Source organism: Trinickia camelliae, assembly GCF_053525655.1.
Genome location: NZ_JBCHAA010000003.1, coordinates 206,587 through 230,805, shown reverse-complemented (window position 1 = coordinate 230,805; position 24,219 = coordinate 206,587). Strand labels below are relative to the sequence as shown.

Genomic DNA, 24,219 nt, shown 5'->3' with positions numbered 1-24,219 from the left:
GGCGGGGCCCGGCGTTGTTCACGCCGGGCCCTGCTTTCTTTTTGCAAGCTTGATCGAATCGCGCTTACGCTCGTCGACTTTCAAGCGTGCGCGGCAACGTCCAACATTTCCGGCAAGCGTTGTAGAAACTGCTCGCCATCGGCGCGGCCGAGATCGTACGCCGGACGCATCTGCGCCGGGCTCGTGTAGTCCCAACTTGAAATCGGCACCTTGCGCGACGGCTGCACATAGAGGCGTTGCTGTTCGCCGTGCGCGACCGTGAACATCTGCGGACGCGGATAGAGCCGCGTCACCATCACCAGGACGCGACCGGGAGAAGCGTCGAGCGCGCCGACGGGCACGTTGTCGACCATCCCGCCGTCGAGCACCGGACGGCCGTTGCGCCGCAGAACCGGCGTGAACGGCGGCGTGCACGACGACTGCAGGATCAGGTCGGCGAGATCCTCGACGCGCGCGCAATCCTGCACGCGCACGAATTCCGGATGAAAGCCGAGCGATCGGCCGAGCGTCGGGTGCAGCGTCTTGCGCACGTGCTTTTCGATGTTGTACGCGACGAGCCCAGCGGCCACCGCGCTGCGCGCGCCGAGCCAGCGCGGCACATGCGAGACGCCGACGCGAATCTCCGGGGCGTCGGCGAGCTTCGCGAACGGCTCGCCGTAGATATCGAGCAGCGCCTGACGATAAATCCGATAGTGCGGAAAGACGGCTTTGCCTGGCCGCAGGAGATTGCCCCAGTAGGCGTTTTTCGTGTTGTGGAGCAGCGCGTCGGCGTAATAGCGCATGACCCACTCGGCGTCGCGCGTGTAGAGCATGCAGGCGGTCGCCGCGCCCGCAGAGATCGCCGTGATCACGCGGGGCTTGAGGCCGATTTCCGGCTGCACCACGTCCCAGAAGCCCGCCTGCCACCAGCAGCGATTGCCGCCTCCCGCGAATACGACTTGATCGAACATGCTTAGTTGAGAAGCGCGTAGGTAGTGGTGGCGTGGCACGCCATCTTGCCGTCTTCGTCGGTCAATTCGACTTCGCCGAACACGAGATTGCGCCCGAGGCGCAGCACGCGGGCCGTGATCAGGACGTCGCCGTTGCGGACTGCGCGCATGAAGCTGATGTTCTGCGAGACCGTCGTCATCGGCTTGAACTCGCCGAGCGCGGCCGAGATCGCGATGACCATCGCCGTATCGGCCGCCGCCATGAAGACCTGCCCGCAGATCACGCCGCCCTGGTGCCGCAGCTCGCCCGAAAACGGCAGGCGCAGTGTAGTGCTTTCGTCCGTGACGGAGACCGGTTTGAGCCCGAGCGCCCGCACCCATGGCGCAAGCACACGATCGAGCAGCGCGAGAACCTCGGTTTCGTCCATGTTTTGCCTCCGGGGGCCGGCCTCGCGAGGGTCGCGGGGCGTTGTTGTGGCGTCATCATACCGGGAGCGGGAAAAGTGCACCAAAGAGGGGGTATTCGGTACAGAGGCTGGTGTTTTCGGGTGCGGCGGAGCGCGCGTAGGCGAAATTTTTTAAGGAATTTGCTAAAGGGGCTAGGCAAGGTCCGAAAAGTCCTGCATAATTCGCCTTCTGTTGGGGCGTTAGCTCAGTTGGTAGAGCAGCGGACTCTTAATCCGTAGGTCGAGTGTTCGAGTCACTCACGCCCCACCAAGGAATTCGAAAGGCCGGTCAGCGAAAGCTGACCGGCCTTTTTCATTTTCCCCTCGTGAACTATGGGCGCATGGCCGCTCCCGTGATCATGCGCAACACCGTACGAACCTATAACCGCCTCGTGCAACCAGCCGACCAGGTGCTGCAGTGAAAGACGAAACGTGGGCACGATTGGAAGCATTCGCCCGAGAGGAGCTAGGCCGCCCGCTGTTCGGCGGTCAACTTCGTCTAGAGCCTGCCTCTCGTCTGGAAGACAATCTCGGCCTGACCGGGCTAGATGCCGTCGAATTCATCGACAAATGGGCAGCAACGTTCGAAGTGGAAGCAAAAGACTTCCCGTATCGACGTTACTTCAGCGCGGAAGGTCAGGAACTACTCTCATCGTTCTTGGGCTTGTTCTCGAAACGGCTTCGCCGCCCGCCTTTGGTGCCACTGACTCTCGCCATGCTGGCCGAAGCAATGCGTCGAGGGCGTTGGGATACAGAGGAGATTGAGGCGGGTGACCTGTAGGCATTCGCCTACATCCGCCGTTAAACCACCTACATCTGAAATCGGTTTCACCACTCAGTTAAAAATTCCCTTAAGAAAAAGTCGTAATAACAGACGATTTGTCTGATTAATCACTTCAGCCCCGCCCCAACCCCGCCGTTTACGCGCTCATAAAACTGAGAGACCTCGCCCGAGTCACAAAAAACCGGCGAGGGAGTGCCACCTTAAAAAACAAGGCGCTGAGGGCTATGAACTTTTCCCACATGAGAGTCGCGACGCGGCTCGGAATCGGCTTTACGCTCGTTTCGGTGTTGCTGGTGTTGGTCACGCTGTTCAGCTTGAATCGCATGGCGCGGCTCGAGGCGGCGATGGTCGACATTACCGATGTCAACTCGGTCGAGGCCCAGCTCGCCGGCCGTCTCGATCAGAGCATTTCGAATCGCGCGCTCGCGCTGCGCAATCTGATCCTGCTCCAGCCCGATCAACAAGATCAGATCGCGATCGAAGCCAAGCGCTTCGACGAGGAGTCCGCCGCGTACGACGACGCGCGGGCGAAGCTCGCGACGATGTTCGCGCTGCCAGGCACCACCTCCGACGAAACGTCGCTGCTCGACCAAATCAAACAGCAAGGCGACGAGGCGCTGCCGCTCATGCAGAAGGCGCGCGAACTCGTGCTCGCCGGCCAGAAAGACGCGGCCTACCATGTGCTTCGTGTCGATTTGAGGCCCGTGCAGGCCAAATGGTGGGGCTTCGTGCGCCAGTTGCGCGATCTAGAACATCAGCAAAACGACGAGGAAACGGCCGCGGCGAAGGCGTCATATCGGGAGAGCCGCGCGTGGATCATCGCGCTCGCGTCGCTCGCGTTGCTTACCAGCGTCGTCTCGGCGACGCTCATCACGCGCGGATTGCTCAAGCAGCTCGGCGGCGAGCCGGGTGACGCAGTCGATGCCGCAAACCGGGTCGCGAGAGGAGACCTCGCCATCGACGTGGTCCTGAAAACGGGCGATACGTCGAGCCTCATGCACGCGATGAAAACCATGCGCGAAAGTCTCGTCGTGATCGTGAGCCAGGTGCACGCGAGCACCGGCACGATCGCGTCGGCGGCGGGGCAAATCGCGACCGGCAACCTCGATTTGTCTTCGCGGACCGAGCAGCAGGCGGCCTCACTCGAAGAAACAGCCGCATCGATGGAGGAGCTCACCGCCACCGTCAAACGCAACTCCGAACATGCGCGCGAAGCCAATGAGCTTGCGATGTCGGCGTCGCTTGTATCGGAGCGCGCGGGCACGGTGGTATCGGGCGTCGTGCAGACGATGGGCGCGATCAGCCACGCATCGAGCAAGATCGTCGAGATCATCGGCGTGATCGACGGCATCGCGTTCCAGACCAACATCCTCGCGCTCAACGCTGCGGTCGAGGCGGCTCGCGCCGGCGAGCAGGGGCGCGGGTTCTCGGTCGTCGCGGCGGAAGTGCGCAGCCTCGCTCAGCGCTCGGCCACGGCGGCCAAGGAAATCAAGGCGCTCATCGGTGGCTCGGTGGAGCAGGTCCAGGCGGGCAACCGGCTCGTCGAAGAAGCGGGATCGACGATGAATGAAGTCGTCGACAGCGTCAAACGCGTGACGTACATCATGAACGAGATCATGGGCGCGAGCGAGGAGCAGGCCAACGGCATCGAGCAGATCAATCAGGCGCTCAGCCAAATGGATCAGGTGACGCAGCAAAACGCTTCGCTCGTCGAAGAAGCGGCAGCGGCCGCCGAATCGATGCGCGAGCAGGCGGCCGCGCTCGTTCTAGCGGTCAGCGTGTTCAAGCTGAGCCGGCAGGACGTATCGATGAGCACGCGTTCGCGCGCTTCGGCGTGGTTTGCGCAGCCGGAGAGGAACGACATGGCGCTCGCCTACGAGACCGCCGAAGTCGCTTGACCAGCGACGGCGGCGCAGCTTCTAGCCTGACGTGATTTCGATCAGATTTGGATAACTAATCGACGTCACCGGAGAGGAATCGGAACATGAATAGCATTGTGTTCGGCGAGCCCGGCTTGGCCGATTTGCGTGGGAGCCAAGCGCCCGTGTCGTTCTGGCTGACGGGCCTGAGCGGCGCCGGCAAGTCGACGATCGCGTTCGAACTGGAACAGCGCCTCAAAAGCGAAGGACGCCCTTGCGCCGTCCTCGACGGCGACCACCTGCGCTACGGGCTGAACCGCGATCTCGGCTTCTCCGACGAAGACCGCCGCGAGAACGTCCGGCGCACGGCCGAAGTCGCGCGCTTGATGAATGACGCCGGCTTGATCGTGATCGCGTCGCTCATTTCGCCGAATCGGGGCGACCGGTCCGCGGCGCGGCAGATCGTCGGCGAGGATCGTTTCATCGAGGTCTATGTGAGCACGCCAATAGCCGTGTGCGAGGCGCGCGACCCGAAGGGGCTGTACCGCAAAGCGCGGCAAGGCGAGATCCGGGACTTCACCGGCGTGAGCTCACCGTACGAGCCGCCTTTGGCGCCATCGCTCATCGTCGACACCGCACGGATGCCGCACGGCGGCGCGGCGACATTACTTCACACGTTCTTGACAGAACGCTACAAAAACACAAATCACGCAGCTGCAGAATGAGCGCGCATGGCACAAAGGAGACCCGCCGATGAACGCCGACATCAAACACACCACGCGCGTATCCCGCCCCCGCCCGGTCCTGATGATCCCGCTGCGCCGCTGCGGCAGCCACGCACTGCGCCTGCGCCTGAATTTCAACCCGCAGTTCTACTCGCCGTATCCGCTGCACATCGTCGATTTCATGCCGATCGTGCCGCTCTACGGCGATCTCGATGACGACCGCGCGTATTTCCGGCTCGTCTGCGACGTGATCGGTCTGCAAGCGGCCAGCATGGTGAAGTGGCCAGGCATCGTGTTCGATCCCGTCGAGGTCTTCGAAGCAATACGGCACGAGCCGCGCAGCGTGCACCGGATCGTATGGGAACTGCTGCTGCGCGCCGGCGAGCAGAATCAGGCGAGCATCGTGATGGACAAGTCGCTCGACAGCGTCCACTACGCCGACGCGCTGATGCGCATGCTGCCGGACATGCTGTTTCTCAACGTCGTGCGCGACCCTCGCGCGCAGATCGCGTCGATGAACAAGGCGATCATTCACGACTTCGACACCCTGCTCAACACGCAAACGTGGCTCGCCGCGTACCGCGCCGCCGATACGCTGATCAAGCGCTATCCGGAGCGAGTGCTGACGGTGCGATACGAGGACTTCCTGATCGACCAGGAAGCGACGTTGAAGCAAATCTGCTTTTTCTTCGGCATCGATTTTCTGCCGCGGATGCTCGACGTATCGCGCTCGCCGGAGGCGCGGCAGATTTCGCAGATGTCGGCGCTGTGGTCGTCGAACTGCTTCCCGCCGATCGCGGCGAACATTGACAAGTACAAGCATCAGTTGTCGCCGGATGAGATCGCGATCATCGAAACGCTGACCGTGGACTACATGCAGTACTACGGCTATGAACCGGCGACCGATGCATCGGCGAAGATCGACGCGGCCGCGCTCGACGCCGCTCGCCGCCGCTCCGAAGCCGGCCGCACCGAAGCGTGGCGAACGCTTGAACAAGCCAACTTCCGCGACTTCGCGCTGCGGCGGCACCGTTCGGAATATCTCGCGAACGTGCGCGCGCGCATGGAACAGTTTGCCGCCGCGCGCACCGGGGAAATCGGCTCGAAGCCCTACAAGCTCGATGCACTGGAAGCGGCATTCGAAGTGACCGATTGAGCGCCGCTTGATGGTTGTGCGCGCAACGAAAGCGCGCACAGATTCACTTGCGCAACAACCTCAGCCCATTCGCCACGACGATCAGACTCGCGCCCGCATCCGCGAACACGGCCATCCACATCGTGCCCATACCCGCGAGCGTGAGGCCGAGGAACACCGCCTTGATCACCAGCGCGAACGCGATGTTTTGCACCAGCACCGAATGCGTCGCGCGCGACAAGCGCACGAACACGGGGATCTTGCGCAGGTCGTCGTCCATCAGCGCGACATCGGCGGTCTCGATCGCGGTATCGGTGCCCATCGCGCCCATCGCGAAGCCGATGCCCGCGCGCGCCAGCGCCGGGGCGTCGTTGATGCCGTCGCCGACCATGCCCACCACCGCGCCGTTCGCCGACAGCGCGTCGACCGCGTTCAGCTTGTCTTCGGGCAGCTGATTGCCGCGCGCATCGTCGATGCCGACTTGCGAGGCGATGGCCTGCGCCGTGTGCGGGTTGTCGCCCGTCAGCATCGCGGTGCGGATGCCGAGGCGGTGCAGATCGGCAACGGCGGCGCGGCTCGTTTCCTTGACGGTATCGGCGACTGCGAACAACGCGAGCACGCGCTCGGCGTCGATCAGCATCACGACCGTCTTGCCTTGCCGCTCCAATTCGTCGAGACGCGCTTCGAGTTCGGGCGAGCAGCGGCCCAGCTCCTCGACGAGCCGATGATTGCCGAGCCAGTACGGCAGGCCTTCGATCGTGCCGCGCACGCCGCGTCCCGGGATCGCTTCGAAATCGGCGACATCGAGCGCGCCCTTGCCGATCCGGCCCGCCGCCGCCGCGGCGATCGCTTGCGACACCGGGTGGTCGGAACGGCCCGCGAGGCTCGCACCGAGATGCCGTGCGCGCTCGAGATCCACGTCGGCACGCAGTTCGAAGTCCGTCTGCACGGGCTTGCCTTGCGTGATCGTGCCGGTCTTGTCGAGCGCGAGCCACGCGAGCTTGCGGCCTTCCTCGAGGTACACGCCGCCCTTCACCAGAATCCCGCGCCGCGCGGCCGCGGCGAGCCCGCTGACGATCGTCACGGGCGTCGAGATCACGAGCGCACACGGGCAGGCGATCACGAGCAGCACGAGCGCGCGGTAGATCCACTCGTGCCACGACGCGCTGAACACGAGCGGCGGCACGATCGCGACGAGCAGCGCGAACGCGAACACGATCGGCGTATAGACGCGCGCGAATTGGTCGACGAAGCGCTGGGTCGGCGCCTTCGCGCCTTGCGCTTCCTCGACCGCGTGGATGATGCGCGCGAGCGTCGAGTTGCTCGCGGCGGCGCTCACGCGGTAGTCGAACGAGCCCGACTCGTTGATCGTGCCGGCGAATACGGCGTCGCCCTCGGCCTTCTCGACCGGCAGGCTTTCGCCCGTGATCGGCGCCTGGTTCACCGTCGAGCGGCCCGCGACGATCTCGCCGTCGAGCCCGATCCGCTCGCCCGGCTTCACGCGCACCACCGCGCCGACCGCGACCGAGCGCGCATCGACCGAGGCCCAGGCGCCGTCGGGCTGCTGGACCGTGGCGGTATCTGGAGCGAGGCGCATCAGTCCCTGGATCGCGTTGCGCGCGCGGTCGAGCGACTTCGCCTCGATCAGCTCGGCAAGCGTGAACAGCACCATGACCATCGCGGCTTCGGGCCACTGGCCAAGAATCGCGGCGCCGGTGACGGCGATGCTCATCAGCGCGTTGATGTTCAGGTTGCCGTTGCGGATCGCGACCCAGCCCTTCTTGTAGGTCGTCAAGCCGCAGACCGCGATCGCTGCGACGGCTAAGGCTGCCGCGAGCCACGTCGGCATGCCGAACCAGGTCGCGGCTTCCGATGCGGCCGCCGCGACGCCAGCGAGTACGAGCGGCCAAACCCGCTTTGGCGCCGGCGCGATTTCCTGGTGCGTACCGGCGTCCGGATCGGGCAGCTCGGGCACGAAGCCGAGCGAGCGGATCGCGTCGAGCACGGCCGGCTGCGCCTCTGGTGCGTGAACCACCGTCAGGACGCGCTGCATCAGGTTGAACTCCATGCTCGAAACCGTCGGCATATGGCCGAGCTTCTTGCGGATCAGCGCTTCTTCAGTCGGGCAGTCCATCTGCATGATGCGGATCGATGTGCGCACGCCGTCGCCGGTGACTTCGGCGGCGCGCAGCGGAGCGAGCGATGGCGCAGGGGCGCTGCAGCAGGCGGCGCCGTGGTCGTGGCCGTGCGCTTGTTCGTGGTCGTGCCGGTCGCCGTGCTCATGGCCGTGCTCATGGCCGTGATCGTGCCCGCAAGCGTGCGCATGATCATCGCCGTGCGCATGCTTGTGGTCATGCTCGTCGTCGTGGTCATGCTTGTGCCCATCGGCGTGCTCGTGCCCGTGATCGTGAGCCTGCGCTTTCGCCTGCCGGCCCTCGTCGGCGTGCCGCTTCTCGTCCGCAGCCACACCGTGCGCGTGCTCATGCCCGCAGCCGCAATCGTGCGACTGCTGGGCGGCGTTGCGCGCTTCGATCGGGTTCTTGGTTTGAATCATGACGAGCTTCCTGGTGTACGTTGGAGTACAGTTAACACCTTGAAGCCGCTACAAGGTCAAGGCGCAAACGAGGAACCTCAGATGAAAATCGGAGAACTGGCGAAAGCCGCGAGCTGCACGACGGAAACCATCCGTTTCTATGAGAAAGAGGGCCTGATGCCCGACGCCCAGCGCACCGATTCGAACTACCGGAGCTACTCGGCCGAGCACATCGAGCGCCTGCGCTTCATCCGCAACTGCCGCGCGCTCGACATGACGCACGACGAAATCCGCGAGTTGCTGCGCCTCACCGACAACCCCAGCGACCGCTGCAGCTCCGTCAACGCGCTGCTCGACGAGCACATCGGCCACGTGAACGCGCGCCTCGCCGAACTCGAGCAGTTGAGAGCGCAGCTGACCGGTCTGCGTGAGCAATGCGTCGGCGAGCACACCGTGGAGGACTGCGGGATCGTGCACGGTCTGACGACCATGGAGACCGTCGCGGCGTCAGCGAAACGCACGCACGTCGGCTGATCCATTCCGGGAAACGTGGTGCCGCTCAAGCGTCGGATGATCGATGCGCAGAACAGGTTTCGCGGCGCGGATCGGGAAGGCGCGGCGGCAGCGTAACCGTCCCGCGCCTACAGCACCTTGCCGGGATTCAGAATGCCGAGCGGGTCGAACGCCGCCTTCATGCGGCGCATCAGTTCGATTTCGGCAGCGCTGCGCGAATAGCCGAGATACGGGCGCTTGAGCCGGCCGATGCCATGCTCGGCCGAAATCGAGCCGCCCATCTCGCGCACGACTTCATAGACGACGCGATCGACCGCGTCTTCGCCATGCACCGGCAGATCCGCAAGCGACACGCCGATGTGCACGTTGCTGTCGCCGATGTGTCCGAAGAACACGCTCACCGCATGCGGCCACCGTTCGACGAGCGCGGCGCGGCAGCGCTCGGCAAACACGCCGATCGCGCCGATCGGCAGGCTCACGTCGAAGTTCATGAAGTGCGGGAGCGTGTCGATCGCGAGGCCTTCGCGCAAGGTCCACATGTCGAGGGCCTGGCGCGTCGAGGTGGCGAGCGCGGCGTCGTCGATCAGGCCGTCCTCGAAGCACGTGCCGAGGCAGGCTTCAAGCACGGCATGCGCATCCGATGCGCTCGCCGCCGCATCGCTCGACGCGCATTCGATCAGTACGACAAACCCGCCGTCCGCAGCAAGCGGCGCGGTAACGCCAGGGGTATTCGCGCAGACGAACCGATAAAACTCCGGCCACATGACCTCATAACTCACGACGCTAGGCAGCGTCGCGCGCACGCGATGCCAGAGCTTCACGACCGCATCGTAGTCGGCCACACGGCACAAGGCCGTGGCGGGCGAGGCGAGTCTCGGATGTAGCTTGAGCACGGCGCGCGTGATGACGCCGAGCGTCCCTTCGCTGCCGATGAACACGTGCTTCAAATCGAAGCCCGCGTTGTTCTTGAGCATCTTGTTGAGCGATGTGACGACCGTGCCCTCGGCCAGCACGGCTTCGAGTCCGAGCACTTGCTCGCGCATCACGCCATAGCGAATCGCGCGATTGCCGCCCGCGTTGGTCGCGATGTTGCCGCCGATCTGGCACGAGCCGCGCGCGCCGAGATCGACGCCGAGCGTGAAGCCCGCTTCGTCCGCCGCTTCTTGCACGGTCTGCAGCGGCGTTCCGGCGCGGACCGTGATCGTGCCCGCCGCGATATCGATTTCCTCGACGCCCGCGAAACGCTCCATCGCGAGCACGACCTCGCCGCCGAGCGCCACCGCGCCACGCGCGAGCCCGGTCGCACCGCCTTGCGGCACGAGCGGAAGTTTCAAGCGCGAGCAAAGCGCCAGCGTGCGCGAGACATCGTCGACCGTGCGCGGCCGGATGAGCGCGAGCGGCCGCACGCCCGGCGCTTCGTTGTAGGCGGTGAAGTAGCGCGGATCGATGGCGTCGCCGACTGCGACGAGATCGTCGCCCAACTCGCGCAGCAGCACGTCTACGGCATCACGCTCGTTCACAGCCACCGGCGCCCCGCCCTCGCTCGCCATCATCCGCCCGCTCCTTCGCTATGCCGTTACTTCGCGGAAACGTCGATATTGCCGAAGTACTTCTGCGCGAGCGTCTTCACGGTGCCGTCGGCCTTCACCTTCGCGATCGCCGCGTTCAACTGGCTGCGCAGCGCGTCGTCGCCCTTGCGGATGCCGAATGCAATGCCGCTGCCGAGGATCTTGTCGTCGTGCACCGCCTGGCCGACGAACGCGTAGCCCTTGCCGTCAGGCTTCGACAGGAAGCCCGTCTGTCCCGCCGGAGCGAGCACGAGCGTCGCGTCCAAGCGGCCCGCGACGAGGTCCGAGTACACCTGGTTTTGATCCTGATACGCCACGACCGTCACGCCAGCCGGTTCCCAGTGCGCCTTCGCGAAGGTCTCCTGAATCGACGCCTGCAGCACGCCGACGCGCTTGCCCTTGAGCGATTCCGGCGTCGCCACGATGCCGCTGTCGGCCTTCGCGATCAGTTGGGTCGGCACGCGGTAGATGACGGTCGTGAAGTCGATCGCCTGGCGGCGCTTGTCGGTCGCGTTCATCGCCGAATTGATCGCGTCGAACTTGCGGCCATTCAGCGCCGGGATCAGGCCGTCGAACGACGTCTCGACCCACGAGCACTTTAGGTGCGCCGCCGCGCAAACGGCATTGCCGACATCGATATCGAAGCCTTGCAAGCTGCCGTCGGCCGCCTTCGATTCGAACGGCGGATATTGCGCTTCGAGCCCGAAGCGCATTGAAGTCGCGTCGGCGAACGCCGACGCCGATACCAATGCGCACGCGAATGCGAACAGAACGTTGAGTCGTTTCATCGTGGATCTCCTTGCCTTTGGGTGTCTTTACGAATTTTTAGGCGGCGTTTCGTGCTTGCCGCCAAGCGTTTGGTTTTATCGGTTCAATGATGCGCGCGTCAAAAAGCGGCGACATCCGAGGGGGTTGCGATGCGCTTGTGTGTCAGCACAGGCAAGCGCCCTCGGACTTCGCGCAGCGCCGCGGCCTTGAGTTCCGCCACCGCGATGCCCGGCTCGTCGTCGTGGCGCGCGAGCACCTCGCCCCACGGTCCGACAATCATGCTGTGACCGAACGTGCGCCAGCCGTTCACGTGCGTGCCGCACTGGCCCGCTGCGATCACATAGGCCTGGTTCTCGACGGCGCGGGCGCGCAGCAGCAGTTCCCAGTGCGCGAGACCGGTGGTGTGCGTGAACGCGGCAGGCACCGCGATCACATCGGCAGCGGGTGCCGCGCGATACAGCTCGGGAAAGCGCAAGTCGTAGCAGACCGACAGCCGCAGGTTGCCGAACGGCCCCTGCGCGGAGCCGACGGCGGCTCCCCCCATCATCGTGTCGGCTTCGGCGTGCTGCTCGGCGCCCTGGTTGAAGCTGAACAGATGAATCTTGTCGTAGCGCGCGCTGCATCGACCGCTCGGATCGAACAGCAGCGACGTGTTGTACGCATGCGTGCGTTCTTGCGCGCTGCCGCGCTCGGGACGGATCGGCACCGTGCCGCCGATCAGCCACACGTTGGCTTCGCGCGCGAGTTGTGCGAGCGCCTGCTGAATCGGCCCCTCGCCGAACGGCTCGGCGAGTGCCACGCGTTCGTGTTCGTCGTTGCCGATCCAGCAGAAGTATTCAGGAAGGCTAATGAGCGTCGCACCGTCCCGCGCCGCCTTCTCGACCCAGCGGCGCGCTTCGTTGAGGTTGTGCGCGACGTCGGCCGTGCTGCTCATCTGCACGACGGCTGCCTTGATCGTCTCCACCATGTCGCTCATCGCGCGCCCCTTAAATCGAGCAAAGGCGGCGAGCGCCTTCGATCAGCGTTGCGTCGTCCTTCGAAAAGCTGAGGCGAATCACGCCCTCGTCGGTACCGTCCGTATAGAACGCGGACAGCGGAATCGTCGCCACGCGGGCATCGCGGATCAGGCGCAGTACGAAATCGCTATCGCTTTCGTCGGAGAAGTCCCGGAAGCGCGCGAGCATGAAGAAGCTGCCTTCGCTCGGCAGCAACTCGAAGCGCGATTCGGCCAGCGCGCGCGCGAGCAGGTCGCGTTTCTTCTGATAGAAGTCGGAGAGACCGAGATAGCTTTGCGGTTCGGCGAGCGCCTCGGCGAACGCGTATTGCATCGGCGTATCGGCGGAGAACATCATGAACTGGTGGACCTTGCGGATCTCGTCCATCAGCGCGGCGGGCGCGAGGCAGTAGCCGACGCGCCAGCCCGTCACGTGGTACGACTTGCCGAACGACGACACGATCACGCTGCGCTCGGCCAGCTCGCGGTGACGCGCCATGCTCTGATGCTTCGCGCCGTCGAACACGACGTGCTCGTACACCTCGTCGGAGAGGATCACGATATCGGTGTTGCGCGTCAGCGCTGTCAGGCGCGCGATGTCGTCCTCGCCGAAGATCGTCGCGGTCGGGTTGTGCGGCGTGTTGACGATGATCATGCGTGTCTTCGGCGTGATCGCGGCGGCGACTTCGTCCCAATTCACGCGGAAATGCGGCAGCGACAGCTTGATCGCGACGGGCTTCGCGCCCTGCAGGCGGACGATCGGCGCGTAGCTGTCGAATGACGGCTCGAAGTAGATCACCTCGTCGCCGGGGTGCACGAGTGCGCTGATCGTCGAGTACAAGCCTTCGCTCGCGCTCGCAACCACGGTCACTTCGGTCGTCGGATCGTATTGCACGCCGTAAAGGCGTTCGACCTTGTCGGCAAGCGCCTCGCGCAGCGCGCCGATGCCGGACATCGGTGAGTACTGGTTGTGTCCGGCGCGCATCGCGGCGGCCACGCCGTCGACGAGCTTCGGGTCGGGCGCGAAATTCGGCGCGCCTTGCGACAGGTTCAGGGCGTCGTGTTCGGCCGCCAGTTGGCCGATCACCGTGAAAATCGTCGTGCCCACATCGGGCAGTTTCGAGCGTGGGGTCCAGGCGCTCTGCATATTCGCTCCTCCGGCCGGCGGCTCGGCGCCGCGCGGCGTGCTTGCTTATGAGTTGCTTACGAGGCCGCCGAATGCGCGCGGCCCCGTTCGAGTATGCAAATTAAGCACGACCGAAAACGCCGCCACAATCGAAACTTTGTCATGCGGGGCATGCGTTTACTTCATGGCTTGACCTTGGCCGCCATGAGCGGGACGCATGGCGGCGGGGCGAGACGGCTTGCCGCGTTATTCGTCCATCAACCGGACTTTGACCTTCTTGCCCTTCACCTTGCCCGCGGAGAGCTTGCGCAACGCATCGCGGACGATGCTTCGCTCCACCGCCACATAGGTCGAAAACTCCGTCACGTTGATCTTGCCGACCTGCGAACCGCTGAATCCGGCTTCGCCGGTCAGCGCGCCGAGCACGTCGCCGGGACGGATCTTCTCCTTACGGCCGCCGAGGATTTGCAGCGTCGCCATCGGCGGCACGAGCGGCGCGTTGTCTTCCGCCTTCAGTTCGCCCAGCGGCTGCCATTCGACTTCGCGGCCGAGCGCCTGCTCGATCGCGCCCACCCGGCCCATCTCGTCCATGCTGGCGAGGCTGAGCGCCCAGCCGTCCTGGTCCGCGCGCCCAGTGCGGCCGATCCGGTGCACGTGCACTTCGGGGTCCGGCGTCACGTCGACATTGATCACCGCTTCAAGCTGCGCGATGTCGAGGCCGCGCGCGGCGACGTCGGTCGCGACGAGCACCGAGCAGCTGCGGTTCGCGAACTGGATCAGCACCTGGTCGCGCTCGCGCTGATCGAGCTCGCCGTGCAGCGCGAGCGCGTGAAAGCCTTGCGCGCGCAGCACGTCGAGCAAATCGCGGCATTGCTGCTTCGTGTTGCAGAACGCGAGCGTGCTGACGGGGCGGTAGTGGTTCAGCAGCAGGCCCACCGCGTGCAGCCGTTCGTTGTCGTCGACTTCGTAGAAACGCTGGCGGATCTTGCTGTCGTCATGCTGCTCTTCGAGCTTGATCTCCTGCGGCTTGCGCAGAAATTGCTGGCTGAGCTTGGCGATCCCGTCGGGATACGTCGCCGAGAACAGCAGCGTCTGCCGCTCGGGCGGGCATTGGCGCGCAACCGTCGCGATATCGTCGAAGAAGCCCATGTCGAGCATGCGGTCGGCTTCGTCGAGCACGAGCGTGTTGAGCGAGGCGAGCGCTAGGCTGCCTTTCTCGAGATGATCCATGATCCGGCCCGGCGTGCCGACGACGATATGCGCGCCATGCTCCAGGCTCGCCGTTTGCGGACGCATCGGCGTGCCGCCGCAGAGCGTGAGGACCTTCACGTTTTCTTCCGCGCGCGCGAGCCGGCGGATTTCCTGCGTGACTTGATCGGCGAGTTCGCGGGTCGGACAGAGCACCATCGCCTGCACGTCGAATTTGCGTGCGTCGAGCCGCGACAACAGCGCGAGCGCGAAGGCGGCGGTCTTGCCGCTGCCGGTCTTCGCCTGCGCGATCAGATCACGGCCGGCGAGCGCAACCGGCAGGCTCGCCGCCTGAATCGGCGTCATGTTCACGTAGCCGAGCTGCTCGAGATTCGCGAGCGTGGCCGCGGGAAGCGGCAATTGGCTGAAAGGGGCGGCTTGTGGCGAGGGCGTGGCGGTCATGGGGAATCCAGTTATAGAAACGGACGGCCTTCGATCTGCTCGTAGACGACCGTGCCGTCTTCGGCGTCGAAGCGCTCGACATAGTTGCGCGCGCCGCACATCGGACAGCGGAACAGGAGCCCTTGCCCCTCGTTCTTGATGACGACGTCCGACTGCTCCCATTGAGCCTGGCAGGATTGGTTGATGCAGGTAAACATCGTGGAGACTCCTTTTGCGTGCAGACCAGCGCGCTGTGAACGGGCGCCAGTGTACCGAAGATACTCGCTGCTATGCCCAAAAAGGAGGGGCTCCGGGGTGTTGCTACTCGCGGAGCCTGTATGGCCGCTCCACGCGAATATCGCGTGTGGTGCGTTACTTCACTCTGTAACAAGACCGATAGCCGAGCCAAACGTCACAGGCGCTCCGCGTCCCGACGAAGAAAAATCCATTTTTCCAGATGATGCGGCAGCGTTAATCATTTCACGGCGTCGCTTGCTTCGCTCTCCCTGGGAGCAAACGCGATAGACGAAAGGCAATCTGGATTGCGCTCCTTGAAGCTAAAGGACAATTCCCCCCATTCCAAAGCGGTCGTATGTGAGGTGACCTCATCGAGCGAGCGCCCGCGGGGGAAATCCGTAATTTTGAGGTCACCGTAGTGCGCGCGCACCGCGTCGAGGCCAATGCAGGAGCCAGCGAGATTCAGCACGAGAAAACCGGGGTGCCCTTCCTTATGCCTGATGCGCAAATCCACGTTCCCGATCACTACGTCGTCGGATAGCTTGATAGGGCCACCTACGAAGAACGCAAATGCGGTGTTCTTGATTGCGACATTGCTTGTGTCTTTATCGTCAAGCCCGACGCTAAGCACGCTCTCGACCTTGGTCTTCGTAAAAGGAATCTGCTGTACCGGCACCTCGATGGTCTGCCACAAAGTCATATCCAGTTGCGTCGATTGCGAACCCTTTTTTTGTTGTTCACTAGCCTCACTGCTCGCGACAAGCCCAATAGCCAAGCCAAGCGCTCCGCGTCCCAACGAAGAAAATTCCGCTCTTCGAGTTGATAAGCCAACGTTAATCATTTCACAACGTTGCCGATATCAGGTGTCTTGGGATTGATGACAACATACGCGAGACAGTCCGGGTTTCGCTCCGTGAAACCAAACGACAACTTTCCCCACGCCGGAAAGGCGGAATACGATGTGGCCTCGTCAAGCGAACGCCCGCGCGGAAAATCTGTAATTCTGAGGTTACCGTAGCGTGCACGCACCGCATCAAGCTTAATGCATTCACCACCTAGACTATCCAGCACAAGAAATCCCGGGTGCCCCTCCTCGCGCTTGATGCGCAAATCCACGTTCCCGATCACCACACCGTCCGACAGCTTGACGGGGCCACCATCGAGCGGTTGAAAAGAAGAAGGCTGAATTGCGTAATTACTGGGGTCACTATCAACAAACCTAATCTTAAGGACGTTTTCAACTTTAACCCTCGTAAGAGGAATCGCCTCCACTAGCGCGTCGATGGTCTGCCAAAGCGTCATTTCTAGTTGGGCCATTTGCGAGTCCTTTTTCTGTTGTCCACTAGCCTGACTGCATCCGATAAGTCCGATTGCCAAGCCAAGCGTCACAAGGGTCCGGCGCAGGCTACTTCCCCGATGAGAAAGTCTTGTCATACCACCCCCCATAATATTCATTGTAGGTTTGTCCCGTGCTCGATGTAATCTCATTCCCGAAGGCAACCCCGATTGCATCCCTGCAAGCTGCGGCATTGCCATCCTTCAGGAACTGGTCGTAAGCCGCGTTATAGCTCGCGTGACTCCTGCCAGCGACGCCGATGTCCGTCCCGCCATGGGCAAGAATCTCGCGCTGCGTCCTAATATTGGTCATCGTAGCCGCCCCCTCGTCGGCCATCGTGCCCCGGAGGTACGCCGCCTTCGAAGAAAAATCCTCCTGATACGGATAGGTTGCATGCCCGACCTCGTGCGACAAGGTCTGCGTAAGCGCCTCAGGGTGGCCTTTGAGGCTGCTATCAAGCGTAATGACCTGCCTCTCACGATTTGCATACGAGCCGCCCCCCGGTTCGCCGTACCGAATTTTCCAGTCGGCTCCATCCAGCTTTTTCAAGTCCGCTTGCAAACTCGGAGATTTGCCAACAAGCGCATTGGCCTCATCACCAGCTTCGTTCGCCATAAACTCACTGACACGAACAGGCGTATTGCGCGGTGTGTTGCCGTATAGCACCTCGGCGGGCGAAACAGGTGCAGGCTTGTCAACGCCACCCACTGCCTGTGAGCGCTTCTTCCCGTCGGCCAGAATCTCCGCAACACATTCCCGCAACTCTCTTCGCTCGGGGAGAAGGACCAAGCGCCCCTCTTTCACCTCCTCATGTAGCGCGCGGGCTACCTGATGAGTGTTCATCAGGTACAGGCTATCGGCATAACGGCTGCTGCGCCCGAGCGCGGCCCTCAGATCATGATCTATTTCCGACATCAACGATTCAGGCGTCCGCCTCCGCACAAAAGCCGCGCTGGCTGCCTCCATCGCTGTTTTCAGAGCATCGAGTTCTTCGCGGGTTATGTCCGTATCGAGCCTGCCGTCGGCGAAGCGATAGTAACTAACGAGACGGTCCCACAGCGGCTCGTATATGTGCAGATAGATCGAGTTGTCGATGCTTTGCCAGAAAAACCGTTCATACATTGTGTTCATGTGTGTTCGTCGTTTTCATAACTGGCCGACTGCTCCTGCTAGGCAAAAAATAGATAAATATGCCTTTTACATATTTTTCTGTATTCCTAATTAATCTTTGAAACCTGAACTCGCAAGCTAGCGAGAACAACGAGACGCGTCCATCAGAAAAGTCCGAAAATTTCCGGATCAACTCCTTTCACGCGCCCCAAAAACAAAAAGCTCCGCGGTATCGCTACCTCCGGAGCCTTTCCTATCCGCACCACGCGCGCGGCGCGTCACTTCACTCCGACGTCCGACTGCTCCCATTGAGCCTGGCGGGATTGGTTGATGCAGGTAAACATCGTGGAGACTCCTTTTGCTTGCGAACGAGGCGCTTTGCGCCAAAACTGAGCGCAAGTGTACTCAAGAACACTACCGTACTCGGAGCAGTTCAACAGAAAACAAAACGGCGGCCACTGTACACGAAGTCGCGACTACCGGATCCGGCGTGGCAGGTGGAATCGCGGGAGGGGCAGTGGCCGGTTTGCTTTGCGGACCGGCATCTCCTGTATGTGTGACACTGGGGGCCTTTGTAGGCGGTGCATTTGCTGCAATGGGCGTAAACATCTTGTGGTGAGGGAACATCTCGATGCATGAGCTTGCAAGCGGAGAATTCCGGCTCGAACCGCTTCCCGACGAAGCGTTCCCGAAAAGCAGAATTTACATCGACGGTAAGCCGACCGACGCGACCATTGCGGGGGCATACCTCGAAGCGAGTCTCCGATGGAATGATTCATTCCTGATTTTTACGACGGATGACGTTCCATTCGAGGAGACGCTCCGCATAACCTTATTGGACGAAAATTTATCGATCGTCGACTCCGCAACCCTCGGCGCACCCTACTCGACCGGATCGTTCAGCTCATTAAAAATAAGAGATGACGACACGGTTGAATTTCGCTTCATAGGAGGAATAACGTGGGTACTAAAAATATTCAAAGGAACGCAATTGCGATTCCCTCTAATATCTGATCCCACAGGAGTAACACGGAAATTCTCGTTTGGATGCCGTTTTAAGATATTTGGAAAACCTTTCCCAGAAATTTAAAGCACCCGCCTGCGCCCTGCATAATGCGGAGTTCGAACATAGACATTAAGCCAGCGTGCTTAAGCAGAAAGAGCCCCGTGGCATTTCAACTTGCCACGGGGCTCTTTCTCTTTTGCATTTAACACGTCGCGCCGCAAATCACGCCGCGCGAACGTTCAGCTTCGACGCGGAATTACTTCCCGCCAATGCTCTGCAGCGGCGCCCACTTGCCGTCGACGACCTTGTACATCGTGATGCCGCCGTTCTTCAGGTCGCCCTTCGTGTCATACGCGAGGTGCGCCGTCGTCACAGCCGGCATGTCGGTCTGCGCCAGCACCGGCAGGTACTTCGCCGGGTCGGTCGAGTTCGCCTTCTTCATCGCCGAGAACATCGCCATCGCGCCGTCGTAGGCGTACGGCGAGTACGTCTGCACGTCTTCGTTGAAGCGCTTCTTGTACTTCGCGACGTAGTCCTTGCCGCCCGGCATGTCTTCCAGCGGGAGACCCGCCAGCGATGCGATCGTACCGTTCGCCGCGTCGCCCGCGACTTGCAGGAACGTCGGCGTGTGGACCATTTCGCCGCCCATCAGCGGGGCCTTCATGCCCAGCGTCTTCATCTGCTTGACCATCGGGCCCGCTTGCGAATCCGCGCCGCCGTAGTAGATCAGATCCGGTTGCGCCGCCTTCAGCTTCGTCAGAATCGCCTTGAAGTCGACAGCCTTGTCGTTCGTGAACTCACGGTCGACGATCGTCGCGCCCGATGCCTTCGCCGCCTTCTCGAACTGGTCGGCGAGACCCTGGCCGTAGGCCGTGCGGTCGTCGACGATCGCGATCTTCTTCATGCCGAGGCTCTTGACCGCGAACGCGCCGGCCACCGAGCCTTGCTGCGTGTCGGAGGTCATCATGCGGAACGTGGTCTTGAAGCCTTGCGACGTGTACTCAGGCGCCGTCGCCATCGCGATTTCGGGGATACCCGCGTTCGCGTAGATGCGCGAAGCCGGGATCGTCGTGCCCGAGTTGAAGTGGCCGAGCATGCCCTTGATGCCGTCGTCGACGAGCTTCTGCGCGACGGTCGTGCCCGTGCGCGGGTCAGCCTGGTCGTCGGCTGCGTCGAGCACGAATTTCACCGGCTTGCCGCCGATCACCGGCTTCGTCGCGTTGATGTCTTCGATCGCGAGCGTGATGCCGTTCTTGAAGTCTGCCCCGTAGTGCGCCTGCGCGCCGGTCATCGGACCAGCAAAACCGATCTTCACTTCGTCGGCTTGTTGTGCGTGCGCAGTCCCCGCCAGCGACAGTGCCGCAACCAGCGTTGCGCCTGCCAGCTGTTTCATCGTGTGTTGCATGCTTTCTCCTAGGTACCAAGGTGATGTTGGAGCGGCTTCGGGGTGACCTTGCCGCTTCCGTTTTTTGAATCGATCAGGAATGAGGGTCGCTCAGCCGATCGTCATCAAATTCGCATTGCCGCCTGCCGCGGCCGTGTTCACGCTGACCGAGCGCTCAGTCAGCAAGCGTTCGAGCGCGTAGTCTTCGTCGCCGTTTTCGAGCGAACCCGCCGCCACGCCCTGAACCGAGACGATCGGGCCAGGACGCTTCGCGACTTCCTTCACGATGGCGAGCAGCTCGTCGCTGTCGCCTTCGAAGAGGACGGCGTCGAAATCGCCTTCGCCATTCTTCTTGACGCTCGCGTAGGCCTTGAGCGACGCGGGAAGCGCGGCGACCAGTTGTTCGCCCGCCGCGCCCGAGAACAGCGCGCGGTTGCCCGTGGCCAGCACCGCCGCGAACTGCGCACGGGCGCCGCTTGCCGTCGTGGGCACGCAGGATACCGTACCGCGCGCGCCAAGCGTATATGTGTTGCGCTCGCCGGTCGGTCCGGGCAGCACCGCGGTTGCACCCGCGAGCACGTGCGAGAGGTAGCCGTCGCAGCGCGCGGCCAGCGCCGGCTCGCGCTCGGCGATCAGCCAGTCGCGCAGCGCGGTGAGCGCGGCGCTGGGCGTCGAACCGTTGGTCTCGCCGTTACCGTTGCCATTGCTGCTGCCCGCGACCGGGTCGACCACGAGCGCGGAAGCCAGCGACTTCGGCAGCCCCGCCGGACGCTTGGCGAGCAGACGCTGGAGATACAGCGCGCCGCCGGCCTTCGGACCCGTGCCCGACAAGCCTTCGCCGCCGAACGGCTGCACGCCGACCACCGCGCCGATCACGTTGCGGTTCACATAGATGTTGCCGACATGCGCGCGGCTGATCACGTGCGCGATCGTCTCGTCGATGCGCGTGTGGATGCCGAGCGTGAGGCCGTAGCCGGTCTCCTTGATCTGCTCGAGCAGCTTGTCCAGCGCGCTGCGGCGATAACGGATCACGTGCAGCACCGGGCCGAACACTTCGCGCTTCAACTCATCGATGGTGTCGAGTTCGATCAGCGTCGGCGGCACGAACGTGCCTTGCGCACAGCCCTCCGGCATGGCCAGTTGCGTGACCGTGCGCCCCTTCTCGCGCAGCGCGGCGACGTGCGTATCGATCGTGCGCTTGGCTTCGGCGTCGATCACCGGGCCGACATCGGTCGAGAGGCGATCGGGGTTGCCGATCGCGAGCTCTTGCATCGCGCCCTTCAACATCGTGAGCGTGCGATCGGCGACGTCGTCCTGCAGGCACAGCACGCGCAGCGCGGAGCAGCGCTGGCCGGCCGAGTCGAACGACGACTGCAGCACGTCCGCGACCACTTGCTCGGCCAACGCCGACGAATCGACGATCATCGCGTTCTGCCCGCCCGTCTCGGCGATCAGCGGAATCGGCTTGCCGTCCGCATCGAGGCGTTCGGACAACGTCTTGTTGATGAGGCGCGCGACTTCGGTCGAACCCGTGAACATCACGGCGCGCGTGCGATGGTCGGCGACGAGCGCCGCGCCCACCGTCTCGCCGTTGCCCGGCAACAGCTGCACCGCGCCCGCCGGCACGCCGGCTTCGCGCAGGATGCGCACCGCTTGCGCCGCGATCAGCGGCGTCTGCTCGGCCGGCTTCGCGATCACGGTGTTGCCGGCGGCAAGCGCCGCGGCCACTTGGCCCATGAAAATCGCGAGCGGGAAGTTCCACGGGCTGATGCAGACCACGGGGCCGAGCGGCCTGTGCGTATCGTTCGAAAATTCGTTGCGGATCTGCGTGGAGTAGTAGCGCAGGAAGTCGATGGCTTCGCGAATCTCGGCCACCGAGTTCGACAGCGACTTGCCCGCTTCACGCACCACGAGGCCCATCAGCGTGTGCATCTGCGCTTCGAGCAGATCGGCGGCACGCGCGAGGCAGTCGGCGCGCGCGTCGACCGGCGTCGCCTGCCAGATCGGCGCGGCGGCCACGGCGTTCGCGAGCGCGGCGCTCACGTGCGCCGAGGTCGCTTCGACCACCGTGCCGACGAGGTCGCGATGATCGGCCGGATTGCGCACGTTGCGCGCCCCTTCGGCGCCGGCGTCGATTTCATCGTTTTCGAGCATCGGCACCGCGCGCCACGGATGATGCGCGCTCGCCAGCAACGCCGACGACAGCGACGCCAACCGATGTTCGTTCGACAGATCGAGCCCCATCGAATTGAGGCGCTCGGCGCCATACAGATTGCGCGGCAGCGGAATCTTCGCGTGCGGCGCGCCGAGCGGCGTGATCTTCGACGCTTCCTCGATCGGATCGGCGACGAGTTCCTTGACCGGCACGCTCTCATCGGCGATGCGGTTCACGAACGACGTGTTCGCGCCGTTCTCGAGCAGGCGGCGCACGAGGTAGGCGAGCAGCGTCTCGTGCGTGCCGACCGGCGCATACACACGGCACGGACGATTCAGCTTGTCGCGGCCCGTCACTTCTTCGTAGAGCGGCTCGCCCATGCCGTGCAGGCACTGGAATTCGTATTGGCCGGGGTAGTAGTTCTGGCCCGCGAGGTGATAGATCGCCGACAGCGTGTGCGCGTTGTGCGTCGCGAACTGCGGATACACCGCATCGGGCGCGCCGAGCAGCTTCTTCGCGCACGCGAGGTACGACACATCGGTGTAGATCTTGCGCGTGTAGACCGGATAGCCTTCGAGCCCGTCGAGCTGCGCGCGCTTGATTTCGCTATCCCAGTACGCGCCCTTCACGAGCCGCACCATCACGCGATGGCGGCTGCGGCGCGCGAGATCGATCACATAGTCGATCACGAACGGGCAACGCTTCTGATACGCCTGCACGACGAAACCGATGCCGTTCCAGCCCGCCAGCTCCGGATCGAAGCACAGCGCTTCGAGCAAATCGAGCGACAGCTCGAGGCGGTCCGCTTCTTCGGCGTCGATATTGAGGCCGATGTCGTAGCGGCGCGCGAGGATCGCGAGCGTGCGCACGCGCGGCAGCAGCTCGCTCATCGTGCGCTCCTGCTGCGAGCGCGAGTAGCGCGGATGCAGCGCCGACAGCTTGATCGAGATGCCCGGGCCTTCGTAGATGCCGCGCCCGCCCGCCGCCTTGCCGATCGCGTGGATCGCCTGCTCGTACGAGGCGTAGTAGCGCTGCGCATCTTCTTCGGTGGTCGCCGCTTCGCCGAGCATGTCGTACGAGTAGCGGAAGCCGCGCGCTTCGTACTTGCGGCTGTTCGCAAGCGCTTCGGAGATGTTTTCGCCGGTGACGAACTGCTCGCCCATGAGGCGCATCGCCATATCGACGCCCTTGCGGATCAGCGGCTCGCCGCCCTTGCCGATCAGGCGCGTGAGCGCCGACGACAGGCCCGCTTCGCTGTTGGTCGTCACGAGCTTGCCGGTGATCATCAAACCCCAGGTCGCCGCGTTGACGAACATCGACGGCGCGTGCCCGACGTGCGACTTCCAGTCGCCCTTGCTGATCTTGTCGCGGATCAGCGCGTCGCGCGTCGCGCGGTCGGGAATGCGCAGGAGCGCTTCGGCGAGGCACATCAGCGCGACGCCTTCCTGGCTCGACAGCGAGAATTCGTGGATCAGCCCTTCGACGCCGCCGCCCGTGCGCTTCGCGCGCAAGTTTTCGACGAGTTTGGTCGCCATGGCTTCTACGTCGGGGGCGAGATTCGCCGGCAGGCGCGCCTGACCGATCAGGAACGGCAGGCATTCCGGTTCCGGCCGGCGGTACGCCGCCGTGATCGCCGCGCGCAGCACCGATTGCGGTTGCACGTTCTGCGCGAATTCAAGGAACGGGTTCAGCGCACCGTCATCGTCGGCTTCGCCATTGGCGGCGTCGGCGAGATCGGCCGTGCCGGTGTGACCGGACAGCTCAGCCGGCAACTGGCCGTGCTCGATTTTCTCGAGGTAGGCGAAGATCGCCTGCTTGATGAGCCAGTGAGGGGTGCGTTCCAGACGGTTCGCGGCGTCTTTGAGCCGCGCGCGGAGGATGTCGTCGACTTTGACGCCTAGGGTGGTGCTAGCCATATTTCCTTCGTTTGCCGCTCGGGGATTGCGGCGAAATGACCAAAAAGTTGGCCGAATCGTACGCCT

Annotated in this window: 19 protein-coding genes and 1 tRNA gene; 6 read left to right on the top strand and 14 right to left on the bottom strand. The window is 63.4% G+C overall.

Features of this window, described 5'->3' with window-relative positions:
* Positions 1–80 precede the first annotated feature (80 nt).
* Entirely contained in the window at positions 81–950 is an 870-nt protein-coding gene (locus AAHK20_RS07290; RefSeq protein WP_449180784.1) for a patatin-like phospholipase family protein, read from the bottom strand.
* Between the two features lie 2 nt (positions 951–952).
* The gene (locus AAHK20_RS07285; RefSeq protein ID WP_449180783.1) at positions 953–1,357 is read right to left on the bottom strand and encodes a PaaI family thioesterase; all 405 of its coding nucleotides are present in this window, start codon (positions 1,355–1,357) and stop codon (positions 953–955) included.
* Between the two features lie 213 nt (positions 1,358–1,570).
* Here AAHK20_RS07285 and AAHK20_RS07280 point away from each other — a divergent pair.
* The 5 genes from AAHK20_RS07280 (at position 1,571) to AAHK20_RS07260 (ending at position 5,899) form a co-directional block, all read left to right on the top strand.
* Positions 1,571–1,646: transfer RNA gene (locus AAHK20_RS07280), tRNA-Lys, on the top strand.
* A 147-nt stretch (positions 1,647–1,793) separates the two neighbouring features.
* The gene (locus AAHK20_RS07275; protein ID WP_449180782.1) at positions 1,794–2,156 is read left to right on the top strand and encodes a DUF1493 family protein; all 363 of its coding nucleotides are present in this window, start codon (positions 1,794–1,796) and stop codon (positions 2,154–2,156) included.
* Between the two features lie 227 nt (positions 2,157–2,383).
* Positions 2,384–4,057 carry a methyl-accepting chemotaxis protein gene (locus AAHK20_RS07270; protein ID WP_449180781.1) on the top strand — a complete coding sequence of 558 codons (1,674 nt, stop codon included), beginning with the start codon at positions 2,384–2,386 and terminating at the stop codon, positions 4,055–4,057.
* An 86-nt stretch (positions 4,058–4,143) separates the two neighbouring features.
* A complete protein-coding gene (gene cysC / locus AAHK20_RS07265) occupies positions 4,144–4,743 on the top strand; it encodes an adenylyl-sulfate kinase (RefSeq protein ID WP_449180780.1) in 600 nt (199 codons plus the stop codon).
* A 28-nt stretch (positions 4,744–4,771) separates the two neighbouring features.
* Positions 4,772–5,899, top strand: a complete 1,128-nt coding sequence (locus tag AAHK20_RS07260) for a sulfotransferase family protein (protein ID WP_449180779.1) — start codon at positions 4,772–4,774, stop codon at positions 5,897–5,899.
* A gap of 43 nt (positions 5,900–5,942) precedes the next feature.
* Here AAHK20_RS07260 and AAHK20_RS07255 read toward each other — a convergent pair whose 3' ends face one another.
* Positions 5,943–8,432 (bottom strand): heavy metal translocating P-type ATPase, encoded by a 2,490-nt coding sequence (locus AAHK20_RS07255; RefSeq protein ID WP_449180778.1) that lies wholly within the window; start codon positions 8,430–8,432, stop codon positions 5,943–5,945.
* A gap of 81 nt (positions 8,433–8,513) precedes the next feature.
* Between AAHK20_RS07255 and cadR the strand changes: the two genes are divergently transcribed.
* Positions 8,514–8,945 carry a Cd(II)/Pb(II)-responsive transcriptional regulator gene (gene cadR, locus AAHK20_RS07250; protein WP_449180777.1) on the top strand — a complete coding sequence of 144 codons (432 nt, stop codon included), beginning with the start codon at positions 8,514–8,516 and terminating at the stop codon, positions 8,943–8,945.
* Positions 8,946–9,052: 107 nt separating this feature from the next.
* On the opposite strand, the gene AAHK20_RS07245 is transcribed toward cadR, so the two are convergent.
* The 11 genes from AAHK20_RS07245 to putA all read right to left on the bottom strand — a co-directional run bounded on the left by AAHK20_RS07245 (position 9,053) and on the right by putA (position 24,153).
* Entirely contained in the window at positions 9,053–10,477 is a 1,425-nt protein-coding gene (locus tag AAHK20_RS07245) for an FAD-binding oxidoreductase (RefSeq protein ID WP_449180776.1), read from the bottom strand.
* A 23-nt stretch (positions 10,478–10,500) separates the two neighbouring features.
* Positions 10,501–11,280 (bottom strand): ABC transporter substrate-binding protein, encoded by a 780-nt coding sequence (locus AAHK20_RS07240; RefSeq protein ID WP_449180775.1) that lies wholly within the window; start codon positions 11,278–11,280, stop codon positions 10,501–10,503.
* A gap of 98 nt (positions 11,281–11,378) precedes the next feature.
* A complete protein-coding gene (locus AAHK20_RS07235; RefSeq protein ID WP_449180774.1) occupies positions 11,379–12,236 on the bottom strand; it encodes a carbon-nitrogen hydrolase family protein in 858 nt (285 codons plus the stop codon).
* A 10-nt stretch (positions 12,237–12,246) separates the two neighbouring features.
* Positions 12,247–13,401 (bottom strand): pyridoxal phosphate-dependent aminotransferase, encoded by a 1,155-nt coding sequence (locus AAHK20_RS07230; protein WP_449180773.1) that lies wholly within the window; start codon positions 13,399–13,401, stop codon positions 12,247–12,249.
* A gap of 225 nt (positions 13,402–13,626) precedes the next feature.
* The gene (gene dbpA, locus AAHK20_RS07225; RefSeq protein ID WP_449180772.1) at positions 13,627–15,030 is read right to left on the bottom strand and encodes an ATP-dependent RNA helicase DbpA; all 1,404 of its coding nucleotides are present in this window, start codon (positions 15,028–15,030) and stop codon (positions 13,627–13,629) included.
* An 11-nt stretch (positions 15,031–15,041) separates the two neighbouring features.
* Entirely contained in the window at positions 15,042–15,227 is a 186-nt protein-coding gene (locus AAHK20_RS07220) for a hypothetical protein (protein WP_449180771.1), read from the bottom strand.
* A gap of 257 nt (positions 15,228–15,484) precedes the next feature.
* Positions 15,485–16,021: a hypothetical protein gene (locus AAHK20_RS07215; protein ID WP_449180770.1), complete on the bottom strand. Its 537-nt coding sequence runs from the start codon at positions 16,019–16,021 to the stop codon at positions 15,485–15,487.
* Positions 16,022–16,083: 62 nt separating this feature from the next.
* The gene (locus AAHK20_RS07210; protein ID WP_449180769.1) at positions 16,084–16,563 is read right to left on the bottom strand and encodes a hypothetical protein; all 480 of its coding nucleotides are present in this window, start codon (positions 16,561–16,563) and stop codon (positions 16,084–16,086) included.
* Between the two features lie 88 nt (positions 16,564–16,651).
* The gene (locus AAHK20_RS07205; protein WP_449180768.1) at positions 16,652–17,713 is read right to left on the bottom strand and encodes a hypothetical protein; all 1,062 of its coding nucleotides are present in this window, start codon (positions 17,711–17,713) and stop codon (positions 16,652–16,654) included.
* Between the two features lie 1,241 nt (positions 17,714–18,954).
* Positions 18,955–20,103: a branched-chain amino acid ABC transporter substrate-binding protein gene (locus AAHK20_RS07200; RefSeq protein ID WP_449180767.1), complete on the bottom strand. Its 1,149-nt coding sequence runs from the start codon at positions 20,101–20,103 to the stop codon at positions 18,955–18,957.
* A 90-nt stretch (positions 20,104–20,193) separates the two neighbouring features.
* On the bottom strand, positions 20,194–24,153 hold the full coding sequence (gene putA / locus AAHK20_RS07195) for a trifunctional transcriptional regulator/proline dehydrogenase/L-glutamate gamma-semialdehyde dehydrogenase (RefSeq protein ID WP_449180766.1): 3,960 nt from the start codon (positions 24,151–24,153) through the stop codon (positions 20,194–20,196).
* Between the last annotated feature and the right edge of the window lie 66 nt (positions 24,154–24,219).